We start from the raw sequence: 12106 nt of genomic DNA on the forward strand, positions 1-12106 counted from the left end.
CATGCAGACATTGTTGTCGATTCTGGTGAGCGTCTTCGCTGTGGGCGGCGCGCTGTGCGTCCTCATCAGCGCAGTCGCCATGCTCCGCGCCCCGGATGCCCTGACCCGCATCAACGCGCTGAGCCCGGCCACCGGGCTCGGTCTGCCGCTGATCGTCACCGCGGCGTACCTGTACCAGCTCTACGCTGGCAGCTTCGACTGGGTCCACCTCGTGCAGTACGTCATCACCGTCTTCGCCCTGGTGGTCGTCTCGTCGATCGGATCCAACGCCCTCGCGCGCGCCGCCTACCTCTCTGGAGCCAAGCCCGACGCCTCGACGGACCCGCAGGATCTGGCCCGCTGATCCGCGGCGTCGGTCCGGGACGTGCCCCCGAGGCGCGGCACGCCCGAGCGGCGGTCAGGCCGAGGTCATGACGCTCATGACGAGCAGCGCGCTGAGCGCCACGAACGGCAGGCACAGCAGGGCGTGCAGCCACTTGTGCTCGACGATGATGGCGACGAACTCGCGCAGGAACGCGCTCGGCACGAAGTAGCGGGCCGTCGGCGCCCCGACCACCTCGGCGGCGATCTTCTGCCGGCGCGCCAGCAGGGCCGCCCGCAGCACGTGGTAGTCGTTGGTGACGGCGAGCAGCGCACCCTCGCGGCCGGCGTCGTGCTGGACCTTCCGGGAGAACCGCAGGTTCTCCTCGGTGGTGCGCGCGGCGTTCTCCGGCACGACGTCGGCGGCGTCGGCTCCGGCGGCGAGCAGGTAGTCGGCCATGCCCGCGCCCTCGGGCCGGGACTCGTCGGGGCCCTGCCCGCCGGACGGGACCAGCAGGGGGCGCGGCGTGATGGTGTTGTACAGCTCGAGCGCCTTGTCGAGGCGGCTGCGCAGCAGCGGCGGGGGAGTGCCGTCGATCAGGCGGGAGCCGAGGACGACGATCGCCGCCGGCGGCGCGGCCGGCTCCATCCGCCCGTACGCGTACGCGTAGGAGAGCACCACCACGAACACCACGCCGAAGTAGCCGCACAGGAAGAACAGCAGCGCGGCGGTGCCGATGCCGAGCGGGCTCTCCGTCATGACCAGCAGCACGGCCAGCGGCGGCAGCAGGACGATTGCGCAGCCGAGCGCCAGCGAGAGCAGGTTGCCGAGGCGGCGGCCCTCGCGCTTGAGCATCGTGATCCCGTTGACGATCAGGAAGCCGGCCAGCACGACGACGGCGACCGGGATGAGCAGCAGTCCGATCAGCCAGACGAAGTTCAGCGGCGGGAACCACTCGGAGAGGATCCCCGCGGCGCCGGTGAACGCGAACCACACGGCCGCGACGAGCACGACCCCGTTGCGCAGCATGCGGCGGTCCCGCGCACGCCAGCGCAGGTAGAGGACGAAGAGGACGGCGGCGACGATCAGGGAGAACACGGTGTCAGCCTAGTTGGTCGCCCACGGCAGCAGCGGCCGCCGTACCGGGAACCCGGTACGACGGCCGCTCGCCAGTGCGTGGTGCGTCTACTTCAGGTGGTCCACCAGGGACGGGGCGATGCCGTGGTAGCTGCCCGGGGTCAGCGCCAGGAGGCGCTCCTCGGCCTCGGCGGACAGCCCGAGCGACTGGACGAACTCCCTCATGCGCTCGGCGTCCACGCGGTGGCCGCGCGTGAGGTCCTTGAGGCGCTCGTACGGGTTCTCCATGCCGTCGACCCCGGCGATGGACTCGGCGCGCATGACCATCTGGATGGCCTCGCCGAGCACCTCCCAGTTGGTGTCGAGGTCGGCGGCGAGCACGTCCTCGGCGACGTCGAGCCGGTCCAGGCCCTTGGCGACGTTGGAGATCGCCAGGATGGAGTGGCCGAACGCCGTGCCGATGTTGCGCTGGCTGGAGGAGTCGGTCAGGTCGCGCTGCCAGCGGGAGGTCACCAGCGTGGCCGCGAGCGTGTCCAGCAGGCCGTTGGAGATCTCCAGGTTGGCCTCGGCGTTCTCGAAGCGGATCGGGTTGACCTTGTGCGGCATGGTCGAGGAGCCGGTGGCGCCGGCAACCGGGATCTGCGCGAAGTAGCCGATCGAGATGTAGCTCCAGATGTCCGTGCAGACGTTGTGCAGGATGCGGTTGAAGCGCGCGATGTCCGCGTACAGCTCCGCCTGCCAGTCGTGCGACTCGATCTGCGTGGTCAGCGGGTTCCACGTCAGGCCGAGGCCCTCGACGAAGGTCCGGGAGACCTCCTGCCAGTCCGCGCCCGGCACCGACGCGTAGTGGGCGGCGTAGGTGCCGGTGGCGCCGTTGATCTTGCCGAGGAACTCGGTGTTCGCGATGCGGTCCAGTTGGCGGGTCAGGCGCCAAGCGACGACGGCGAGCTCCTTGCCGAGCGTCGTCGGCGTGGCCGGCTGGCCGTGCGTGCGCGAGAGCATCGGGACCTCGCGGGTCTCCTCCGCCATCGTGGTGATCTGCTCGACCAGCGCGCGGGCGGCCGGCAGCCAGACGTCGTCGACCGCGCCCTTGATGCCGACGGCGTAGGAGAGGTTGTTGATGTCCTCCGACGTGCAGCCGAAGTGGACCAGCGGCTTCAGGCGGTCGATGCCGATGTTCTCCAGGCGGCGGCCGATGTAGTACTCGACGGCCTTGACGTCGTGCACGGTCACGGCCTCGATCTCGCCGAGCTCCGTCACGGAGTCGCCGTCGAAGTCGGTGACGATCTTGCGCAGCGCGGCGACCTGCTCGTCGGTGAGGGGCTCGGTGCCCGGCAGCACGGACTTGCCGGTCAGGTGGATGAGCCACTCGACCTCGACGTGGACGCGGTCCCGGTTCAGGGCCGCTTCGGAGAGGTAGTCGACCAGGGGCGCGACGGCGGAGCGGTACCGCCCGTCGAGCGCACCGAGAGCCAGGGGTTCGGATGCCAGTGAGAAGCGCGCAGATTCAGCCATGGCCCCTATTCTTCCATGCACCGGCGGCCGGCTCGCTATCCACAGTGCGCGAATCCCGCCACGTTACCCACACCGTACGACGGCGGCGCCGCCCGCCGCTCCAGGCCTCCTAGCGTTCGGTGCACGGGCGCGGTCGCGGACCGCGCCACGGGAAGAGGAGGGGGAGGGACGAGGTGTGGGATTCCAGCCAGGGGTGGGCCGATCTGGTCCACTTGACCGCGCTCGGAGCCGAGCGGGCCTACGCGGCACGCGACGTGTACGCGCGGATCCTCGGGCAGACCGCATGGGACTCGCCCGCGGGGCGGGCGTTCCTGCTGCGGGTCGAGGAGCTCTTCACCGAGGCCGACCGGCTGGCCCGGCAGGTGGACGAGGCGCACGGGCGCGCCGTCGCCGCGGCGGCCACCGCCGAGCTGACGTGTGCCCGGGGCTCGGGCGGCGGCCCGGGTGACTACGGTTCGAGGGCGGGATGGGGATGACCGGGTTCGTCAGCAAGGGCGGCGTCGGGCCGCCGACCGTCGACTACCGCCCCGGCGAGCTGGAAGACGCCGCCGCGGCGCTGGATCGGGCCGGGGACCTCCTCGGGGAGGTCGGGGACGTCCTGCGCTCGGCTGACGGGGCGGCCGTGCGCATCGCCCCGCCCGAGCGGGTCCTCTTCGCCGACGGCGCGGCCGGGCTCGAGCGGGCGCAGCTGCTGGGCGGATCTCTGAGGGGGCGGACGGCCGCGATGGCGCGGTCCGTCCGCGCCGCCGGATCAGCGTACGAGGCGGCGGAGGCCGGCATCCTGCACAGCTCCCAGATGCTGCGCGGGGAGACCGAGGCCATGCTGGTCAACTACGCCCTCGAGTCGCCGGGGCCCTACCCGTCCACCCGCCTCGTCGAGGACCTCGTGAACCACTCGCCGGTCGTCGCCGCCGAGCTCCTGATGGCACTGTTCGTCGGCCCCGGCGCGGCCCTGCCCGCCCGCCTGCTGGCGCGCGGTGCCGGGTGGCTCCGCGACCGGGAGCACGGCGGGCTGTCGGAGCGTTCGGTGTACCAGCGGGTGGCGCCGGCGCTCGCCGAGCTCGTCGACGCCTCCGGCACCGGGATGATCGGCCCGCTCGCCGTCGCGGAGGTGGCCGAGGTGCCCGGCGCGCAGCCCGTGACGGGGACACTGGCCGGGATGCTCGAGTTCCAGGCGGGGCTCAAGCGGGACGACGTCCCGGACTCCAACATCCTCATCAGCTCGACGCCGACGGCCTCCGGCACGGTCCACGTCGTCGCGTTCCCCGGCACCCAGATCGCCGGGGACGGCGAGGCGGGCCGGAACTTCGCGGACGCGGGCGGGGCCGTCGAGGCGGCCGGGGCGGACAGCGAGTACGTCGTGGAGGCGACCCTGGAGGCGCTGGAACGGGTGGGTGCTGAGCGCGGCGACCGCCTGGTCCTCACGGGCCACAGCCAGGGCGGCATGCACGCGGCGAACGCGGCGGCCAGCGCGCAGATCCGGGGCGTCTACGACGTCGAATACGTGGTGACGGCCGGCTCGCCGGTGGGGGAGACGGCCATCCCGGCCGACGTCCGCTCGATACACCTCGAGCACGTGCACGACCCGGTTCCGGGGCTCGACGGGACGCCGAACGCTTCGAGCGCCACGCGGGTGACCGTCTACGGGGACGGCTACGTCCCTGGGGTGGACCCGTCGGAGCCCGCCGGGGTGTTCGGCCCCGCGCATGCGTTCGAGAACTACCGGCACCTCGCCGCCGGGGCGACGGCCGCGGACGATCCCGCGGTGCGGCGGGCCGAGGCCGGGCTGGGGGCGCTGCTCGCGCCGACCGGTGCGGCGACCCTGCACCGGGCGCACCTGCGGCGGCGGAAGGCGCAGCAGCCGCCGGTCAGGACCGTCGACCAGTTGGTCGAGCGACTCTCGGAGGATCGCAGCGGGCGGCGCCGGGGCCGGCACGCTGCCGCCGGCTAGGCGTTCTTCTTGTCCGGGACCAGCCAGCTGAGCAGGGCGGAGACCACGGCGACGATGATCGCGCCGAGGACGGCGTCCCAGAAGAACGCGTCGATCGTGAAGGACACGGGGGTGTACTGCGTGATCCAGGCCGTCAGGGCGAGCATTCCCGCGTTGATGACGATCGTGAACAGGCCCAGCGTCAGGCACGTGATCGGCAGCGAGAGGAACCCGATGATCGGCTTCACGATCGCGTTGACGAGGCCGAAGATCAGCCCGATGAACAGGTAGGCGAGCACCACGCCGGCCGAGTCGTTGCCGGCGGCCGAGCTCGTGGCCTCGGCGCCTACGGTGATGCCCGGCAGCAGCCAGGCCGCGGCGGCCAGGGCCAGGGCATTGACGAGTACGCGAACGATAAAAGCCATCATGGCCCCCAGTCTGGCACGACTGCCTTTGCGATTCCTCGGGCCGGGACGAGCGCGTCTCTGCCGGCGTCGGCCGCCAGAATCGCCTCGATCTTGTCGCGGCAGCCCCCGCATCCCGTTCCCGCCCGGCAGGACGAGCCGACCGCCTCGACGGTCGTGCTGCCCGCGTCGCGGGCCCCGGCCACCTGCCCGTGGGTGGCTCCGGAGCACCGGCACAGCACGTCGTCGGCCGACGGTTCGGCCTCGGCCGACATCGCCGCGTCGTCGAGCCGGAACAGCGTGGTGCGGTCCGCCGGAAGTTCTCGGCCCCGCTCGTACAGCAGCACCAGCTCGGCCGCCGTACGCGGCATGCCGATGGCGACGAAGCCCGTAAGGACCCCGTCCTCGGTCACCATCTTCACGTACCTGCCCTGCTGCGGGTCCGCCCAGACGGAGACCCTCCGGGCCCCGGCGTCCCACAGGTCCACGTCCACCGTGCCGCCGGCGGCCAGGTCGATGCCGCGCGCCTTGAGCAGGACCGCGCCCGGCAGCTCCTCGGGTACGCCGTCCGCGAAGGGGTCCGCCGCGGCCAGTCGCGTCTCTGCCGCCTCGTCGAGCGGGCCGTCGAGGAACGGGTTGCGGACCCGGTGCGCGGCCAGGTAACCGGCCAGCCAGGCGGCCTGGGACCAGCCCGGGCCGATGAGCCCGGATGGGCGGCCGCCGTCGACGGCGGCGCAGTCGCCGATCGCGAAGACGCGGTCCTCGGTGTCGGCGCGCAGCTTGCGGTCCACCTGGATGCCGGACCCGGTGGTCAGCCCGCAGCCAGCGGCGATCTCGTCGCGCGGGCGCACGCCGACCGAGAGCACCAGCAGGTCGCCCTCGATCACCGTGCCGCCGTCGAGCTCCAGCCCGGAGAACGTGTCCTCCTCCTTGCGCACGGCGACGGCGGTGGCGGAAGGGACCAGCTGCACGCCCGCGGCGCAGAGGCGCGCGGAGAGCAGGCGGCCGGCGTCGGAATCGAGCGCGCGGGCCATCGGGTGGTCCCCGTGGTGGACCAGGACGGCCTGCGCGCCCTGTTCCTGGATCAGCAGCGCGGCCTCGACGCCGAGGACGCCGCCGCCCAGGACGACGACGCGGCCGCGGGCGTCGATCGCGCGCTTGAGCGCCCCGGCGTCGTCGAGGTCGCGCAGCGCGGCCACCCCGGCGGGCAGCTCGGGTTCGACGTGCGGGGCGAAGTTGAGCCCGCGCAGGGTCGGCAGCACAGGGCGGGCGCCGGTCGCGAAGACGATCCGGTCGTACTCCACGGTGTCCCCGGTCTGGAGGACGACGTGCCGGCGGGAGCGGTCCACGCGCTTCACCGTCGCTCCGAGGCGGACGTCGACGCCGAGCCCGCGCAGCTCGTCGACGTCGGCCAGCGTGATCGCGTCGACGCTCTTGCGGCCGCCGCCGACCTCGCCGACCATGACGCGGTTGTAGGCCGCGTGCGGCTCGGAGCCCAGGACGGTCAACTCGATCACCCCCGCCGCGACGGACGGCAGCAGATCCTCGACCAGCCGGGCCGCCACGGGGCCGAAGCCGATGACCACGATGCGCTCGCCACTCATATCTGCACTCCTGTTGCCGTCTTGTCCGCGGAGGCGCTGGTGCCCGCGCGCGGGTCGGTCCCGGCCCGCGCCGTGACCAGCGCGTTCTTGAACGCCGGCATCGAGCTGATCGGGTCGGTCGCTCCGGTGACCAGCCGGTTCACGCTGCCCGCGCCGGGGTAGTGGAAGGGGACGAACACCGCGTCCGTCCGCATCGCGGCGCTGTACCGGCAGCGCACGACGACGACGCCCTGGTTGTTGCGCAGTTCGATCCATCCGCCGTCCTCGAGGCCGAGCTGGGCCGCAGTGGCCGGGTGGATCTCCGCGCGGGCCTCGGGAGCGGCCGCCAGGAGTTCCCCGGTGCGGCGGGTCTGCGCCCCGGACTGGTAGTGCTCGAGCAGCCTGCCCGTGATGACCGTCAGCGCGAGCGCGGACGGGTCGCCGTCCGGGTGCGAACCGCCGCCTCCCGGTCGCCGCAGGCCGGCCGCGTCCCCCGGCGGGGCCGGCGCGGGCCGGACCGGGACGAGCTTCGCGAGGCCGTCAGGGTGCGCGAACCGCTCGAGGAACAGCCGCGGCGTGCCCAGGGCGTTCTCGTCCGGAGCTGCCGGCGCGGGCGGCGGGTTGTGCGCGGCGGGGGCGGCGGCGCCGTCGTGCTCTGCGGCCGGGAACGGCCAGTAGACCGCGCGGCCGGCGTCCAGGTCCGCGTAGTCGACGCCGGAGTAGTCGGCGGGGCCGCCGGCGGAGGCGGCGCGCAGCTCGTCGAAGACCTCGCGGGCGTCGGTCGAGTACGTGCCGGGTGCGTCGAGGCGGCGGGCGAGTTCGGCCATGATCCAGAGCTCGTCGCGGGCGCCGGGCGGGGGCGTCAGCGCGCGGCGGCGGCGCAGGATCCGGCCCTCGAGGCTGGTCATGGTGCCCTCCTCCTCGGCCCATTGCAGAACGGGGAGGACCAGATCGGCCTCGGCGGCCGTCTCGGAGAGGAAGAAGTCGGCGACCACCAGGAAGTCCAGGCGGCGAAGGCCCGCGATGACGCGGTGGGAGTCGGGCGCCGAGACCGCGACGTTGGACCCGTGCACCATGAGCACGCGCGGGCCGGGGGCGCCGTCGGGCAGGGTGCCGCCGTTGGATCCGCCGAGGCTGTAGAGCAGCTGGGCGGCCGGGATGCCGGGGCCGGGGATGAGCGGCTCGTCCACGCCCCAGGCAGCGGCGACGTGCGCGCGGGCGGCCGGGTCGTCGATCCTGCGGTAGCCGGGCAGCTGGTCCGACTTCTGCCCGTGCTCGCGCCCGCCCTGGCCGTTGCCCTGCCCGGTCAGCGTGCCGAAGCCGCCGCCGAGCGTGCCCGGCAGCCCGAGCAGGAGCGCGAGGTTGACCGCCGCCGTCGTGGTGTCCGTGCCGCCCACGTGCTGCTCGACCCCGCGCCCGGTGAGGACGAAGACCTTGGCCGGGGCCTCGCCGCGCACGACGGCGTCGCGCGCCTGCCGCGCCGCGTTGCCGAGGTGGTGGGCGGCCCGGCGGATCTGGGCGGCCGGGACGCCGGTGACCTGCTCGGTGCGCTCGGGCCACCACGGCGCGAGCGTGCGGCGCAAGGCCGGCAGGCCGGAGGTCCGCTCGGCGAGGTAGTCCAGGTCCGCCAGGTCCTCGGTCAGGACCACATGCGCCAGGCCGAGCAGCAGCTCGAGGTCGGTGCCGGGCGCCGGCTGCAGGTGCAGGCCGCCGGCATCGTCCGTCAGCGAGGCGGTGGCCGACCCGCGGGGGTCCACCACGATCAGCCCGCCGGCCGCCCGCGCCGCCTCGAGGTGCTGGACGAAGGGCGGCATCGTGTCGGCGACGTTGGAGCCGAGCATGAGGATCGCGGAGGCCTCCCGCAGATCCGTCAATGGGAACGGCAGGCCGCGGTCGAGGCCGAAGGACCGGTTGCCGGCCGCGGCGGCCGAGGACATGCAGAAGCGGCCGTTGTAGTCGATCAGGCGGGTGCCGAGCGCGAGGCGGGCGAACTTGCCGAGCTGGTAGGCCTTCTCGTTGGTGAGCCCGCCGGCGCCGAACACGGCGATCGCATCCGGCCCGTGCTCCGCCCGGGTGGCGGCGATCTTCCCGGCGAGGAGGTCGAGGACCTCGTCCCAGCCGGCCTCGTGGAACCCGCCGTCGTCGCCGCGCAGCAGCGGGGCGGTGATGCGCTGACGGGAGGCGAGCAGCTCGGGGGCGGAGAAGCCCTTCCGGCACAGGCGCCCGTTGTTCGTGGGGAAGTCGCGGCCCGCGACGCTCACGCCCGCACCGGCCTCATCCGGCCGGTCGGGCGCGAGCGTCATGGCGCACTGCAGGGCGCAGTACGGGCAGTGGGTGGCGGTCGTCGTCATGTGTGGCCGAGCCTCCTCAGACGCCCTGGCGGGCGAACACGGTGCCCGGGCGGAGGTAGAAGAACCAGGTCACGGCCATCATCACTACGTAGGCGGCGACGAAGCCGACGAAGGCGGCCGTGTAGGCGCCCGTGGTCGAGGCGGAGAGGCCGAGGGCTTGCGGGATCATGAAGCCGCCGTAGGCGCCGATTGCGGAGATCAGGCCCAGGGCGGCCGAGGCCTTGCGCTCGGCGGAGACGCCGTCGGCGCGGTCGACGGACTGCAGCGCGAACACGGTCGGGATCATCTTGTAGGTCGAGCCGTTGGCGATCCCGCTGGCGGTGAAGAGCAGCAGGAACAGGCCCAGGAAGAGCCAGAAGCTGCGCAGCGGGAGCGTGAGGACCACGGCGACGGTGATCAGCGCCATGACGGCGAAGCAGGCGACCGTGATGCGCGCGCCGCCGATGCGGTCGGCCAGCCTGCCGCCGTAGGGGCGGGACAGGGAGCCGACGAGCGGGCCGAGGAAGGACAGCGACAGGGACGCGGTGAGGATCGTGAAGGAGGAGAACTCCTCGAACGTGTCCGCGATGAGCTTCGGAAACACCGCCGAGAACCCGATGAAGGACCCGAACGTGCCGATGTAGAGGAAGGAGATGATCCAGAGGTGCTTCTCCTTCAATGCGGCCAGGGCGCCGGAGATGTCGCCCCTGGCGTGGGAGAGGTTGTGCATGTACTTCCGGGCGCCGAAGGCGGCCAGCAGGATGAACGGGACCCAGATCCAGCCGGCCAGCGGCAGGTTCAGGGCGGTCGCGGCCAGCGCCGTCACGGCGATCGGGACGATCAGCTGCACGACGGCGGCGCCCAGGTTCCCGCCGGCCGCGTTCAGTCCCAGCGCCCACCCCTTCTCCCGGGCCGGGTAGAAGTAGGTGATGTTCGCCATCGAGGAGGCGAAGTTGCCGCCGCCGACGCCGGCGGTCGCGGCCAGCAGGAGCAGGACGGAGAACGGCGTCGTCGGGTCGGACACCGCCAGCCCCAGCCCCGCGGCCGGGACGAGCAGCAGCAGGGCGGAGACGACGGTCCAGTTGCGGCCGCCGAACCGGGCCACCATGAAGGTGTAGGGGATGCGCAGGGTCGCACCGACCAGTGCCGGGATCGAGATCAGCCAGAACAGCTGGCTCGTGGTCAGGTCGAAGCCGGCCTGCGGCAGGAAGACGGCCGTCACGGACCACAGCTGCCAGACGACGAATCCGAGGAACTCGGCGAAGATCGACCACTTCAGGTTGGTCTTCGCGGTCGCCCGGCCCACGGAATCCCAGAAGTGCAGGTCCTCGGCGTCCCAGTTGTCGACCCACCGCCCGGGGCGCATTGCCAGGGTGGCGGGCTGTCGGCCGGCGGCGACCTGTTGCGCGGTCGCCGTGCGATCAGTGGTGCTCATGGGGGTCCTCCGCGTGGGTTTGGCGGTGCGTGGTCGATGGCTACCAGCCTGCCGGGCGAAGATTTCGCGACGCGTTTCATCGTGTTGCGCTGACTTCAATCGTCTCTCACGGGCCGCGATTCACCGCGTGAGAAGTCGCCAGCCCCGCCTCAAGCGGGACTTCGCCGGACACCGTTCGTCATCTCGATCCGCCTATCGCCTGCGTCACAGTCGAGTCGCCGGTGGCGATACCCTGTCTGTATGACGCAATTCAGTAGTGCTGCCCGCGCCGATGCGGGTGAGCAGAACCCAGAAACAGCAACGGAACTGCAGAACACCCCCCTGCAGGCGAATGCGGTCCAGCCGCGGCCGGTGCTGGACCGTCTCCCGAAGTACGCGGCCGGAAAACCTCCGGTGTCGATCGAGGGACTGACCCCCTTCAAGCTGTCCTCCAACGAGAACCCGCTGCCGCCGGTCCCGGCCGTCCTGGACGCCATCCGCGAGCAGATCGGGATCTTCCGGTACCCGGACCCCCTGTCGACGGCCCTGCGCGGCGCGCTCTCCGAGCACTTGGACGTCCCGGCGGACGACGTCGTCACCGGCGCCGGCTCGCTCGGCGCCCTGACGCAGATCCTGAACACCTTCGCCGGGCAGAACGAGGACGGCGTGCAGGACGAGGTCGTCTACGCGTGGCGCTCCTTCGAGGCCTACCCGATCGTCGTCGGCACCGCTGGTGCCCGCGCGGTCGAGGTCCCCGTCCTGGACGACGGCCGCCACGACCTCGACGCCATGGCGGCAGCCGTCAACGAGCGGACCACCGTGGTGGTGCTGTGCACCCCCAACAACCCGACCGGCCCGATCCTGCGCACCGCCGAGGTGGAGCAGTTCATCGCCTCCGTGCCGCAGAACGTGCTCGTCGTGATCGACGAGGCCTACACCGAGTTCGTGCGCGACGACGACGCCGTGAACGGCATCGAGATGTACCGCAAGTACCCGAACGTGGCCGTGCTGCGGACGTTCTCCAAGGCGCACGGGTTGGCGAACCTGCGCGTCGGCTACTCGATCACCCGGCCGCAGATCACCGCCCACCTGCGCGTGATCGCCACGCCGTTCGCGGTCTCGACGGTCGCCGAGCAGGCCGCCATCGCCTCGCTCAAGAGCGAGGACGCCGTGACCGAGCGCGTCGAGTCGCTCGTGCAGGAGCGCAACCGCGTGGTCGCCGGCCTGGCGGAGATCGGGTGGGAGATCCCCGAGCCGCAGGGCAACTTCGTCTGGCTGAAGCTCGGCGAGAAGGCCGTGGATTTCGCCGAGTACGCGGGAACGCACGCGCTGTCCGTGCGGGCGTTCGCCGACGAGGGCGTGCGCGTGAGCATCGGGGAGCCGGAGGCGAATTCCCGCTTCCTTGAAATTTGTAGGAACTATCCAACGAAGCCCCGGCTTTCAAAGTAGGTCTAAATCATCGCAAGTCCGCCTCCGGCCAGTAGGCTGGTACAGGACTTCCGCTCATATGCCGCTCGCGGAATGTATTCCGCGAGCGGCATATTTCGTTGGA

The 12106-nt window shown here is 72.2% G+C and carries 10 protein-coding genes; 4 read left to right on the top strand and 6 right to left on the bottom strand.

Annotated features, from left to right (window positions below; genetic code table 11):
- Position 1: 1 nt before the first annotated feature.
- Positions 2-343, top strand: a complete 342-nt coding sequence (locus tag IE069_RS06550; RefSeq protein WP_189349328.1) for a cation:proton antiporter — start codon at positions 2-4, stop codon at positions 341-343.
- A 54-nt stretch (positions 344-397) separates the two neighbouring features.
- On the opposite strand, the gene IE069_RS06555 is transcribed toward IE069_RS06550, so the two are convergent.
- Together IE069_RS06555 and purB are read right to left on the bottom strand one after the other, a co-directional pair.
- The gene (locus IE069_RS06555; protein WP_229790988.1) at positions 398-1399 is read right to left on the bottom strand and encodes a YdcF family protein; all 1002 of its coding nucleotides are present in this window, start codon (positions 1397-1399) and stop codon (positions 398-400) included.
- Positions 1400-1486: 87 nt separating this feature from the next.
- Positions 1487-2893 carry an adenylosuccinate lyase gene (purB, locus tag IE069_RS06560; protein ID WP_189349329.1) on the bottom strand — a complete coding sequence of 469 codons (1407 nt, stop codon included), beginning with the start codon at positions 2891-2893 and terminating at the stop codon, positions 1487-1489.
- 173 nt (positions 2894-3066) lie between these two features.
- On the opposite strand from purB, the gene IE069_RS06565 reads away from it, so the two are divergent.
- Both IE069_RS06565 and IE069_RS06570 read left to right on the top strand, forming a co-directional pair.
- A complete protein-coding gene (locus IE069_RS06565; RefSeq protein WP_189349330.1) occupies positions 3067-3369 on the top strand; it encodes a hypothetical protein in 303 nt (100 codons plus the stop codon).
- Positions 3366-4844 (top strand): hypothetical protein, encoded by a 1479-nt coding sequence (locus IE069_RS06570; RefSeq protein ID WP_189349331.1) that lies wholly within the window; start codon positions 3366-3368, stop codon positions 4842-4844. Before IE069_RS06565 ends, IE069_RS06570 begins: the two co-directional genes overlap by 4 nt.
- Here the strand turns inward: IE069_RS06570 and IE069_RS06575 are convergent.
- The 4 genes from IE069_RS06575 to IE069_RS06590 are packed head-to-tail and all read right to left on the bottom strand — an operon-like array spanning position 4841 to position 10575.
- Entirely contained in the window at positions 4841-5251 is a 411-nt protein-coding gene (locus IE069_RS06575; RefSeq protein WP_189349332.1) for a phage holin family protein, read from the bottom strand. The two genes, IE069_RS06570 and IE069_RS06575, sit on opposite strands and share 4 nt — an antisense overlap.
- Positions 5248-6831, bottom strand: a complete 1584-nt coding sequence (locus IE069_RS06580) for an FAD-dependent oxidoreductase (protein ID WP_189349333.1) — start codon at positions 6829-6831, stop codon at positions 5248-5250. The genes IE069_RS06575 and IE069_RS06580 overlap by 4 nt, the downstream gene beginning before the upstream one ends.
- Positions 6828-9161 (bottom strand): molybdopterin oxidoreductase family protein, encoded by a 2334-nt coding sequence (locus tag IE069_RS06585; protein ID WP_189349334.1) that lies wholly within the window; start codon positions 9159-9161, stop codon positions 6828-6830. The genes IE069_RS06580 and IE069_RS06585 overlap by 4 nt, the downstream gene beginning before the upstream one ends.
- 16 nt (positions 9162-9177) lie before the next feature.
- On the bottom strand, positions 9178-10575 hold the full coding sequence (locus IE069_RS06590; RefSeq protein ID WP_189349335.1) for an MFS transporter: 1398 nt from the start codon (positions 10573-10575) through the stop codon (positions 9178-9180).
- A gap of 306 nt (positions 10576-10881) precedes the next feature.
- Here IE069_RS06590 and IE069_RS06595 point away from each other — a divergent pair, with 306 nt between their 5' ends.
- Positions 10882-12003 (top strand): histidinol-phosphate transaminase, encoded by a 1122-nt coding sequence (locus IE069_RS06595; protein ID WP_506016865.1) that lies wholly within the window; start codon positions 10882-10884, stop codon positions 12001-12003.
- Positions 12004-12106: the final 103 nt, after the last annotated feature.

Origin of the sequence: Zhihengliuella salsuginis (assembly GCF_014651715.1) — a bacterium.
Classification (GTDB): Bacteria; Actinomycetota; Actinomycetes; order Actinomycetales; family Micrococcaceae; genus Zhihengliuella; species Zhihengliuella salsuginis.

What these genes read in the sequence shown, in the direction of transcription:
- IE069_RS06590 (WP_189349335.1), bottom strand. Translation starts at nt 10,575, where the DNA reads ATGAGCACCACTGATCGCACGGCGACCGCGCAACAGGTCGCCGCCGGC.
- IE069_RS06580 (WP_189349333.1), bottom strand. Translation starts at nt 6,831, where the DNA reads ATGAGTGGCGAGCGCATCGTGGTCATCGGCTTCGGCCCCGTGGCGGCC.
- purB (WP_189349329.1), bottom strand. Translation starts at nt 2,893, where the DNA reads ATGGCTGAATCTGCGCGCTTCTCACTGGCATCCGAACCCCTGGCTCTC.
- IE069_RS06585 (WP_189349334.1), bottom strand. Translation starts at nt 9,161, where the DNA reads ATGACGACGACCGCCACCCACTGCCCGTACTGCGCCCTGCAGTGCGCC.
- IE069_RS06550 (WP_189349328.1), top strand. Translation starts at nt 2, where the DNA reads ATGCAGACATTGTTGTCGATTCTGGTGAGCGTCTTCGCTGTGGGCGGC.
- IE069_RS06570 (WP_189349331.1), top strand. Translation starts at nt 3,366, where the DNA reads ATGACCGGGTTCGTCAGCAAGGGCGGCGTCGGGCCGCCGACCGTCGAC.
- IE069_RS06575 (WP_189349332.1), bottom strand. Translation starts at nt 5,251, where the DNA reads ATGATGGCTTTTATCGTTCGCGTACTCGTCAATGCCCTGGCCCTGGCC.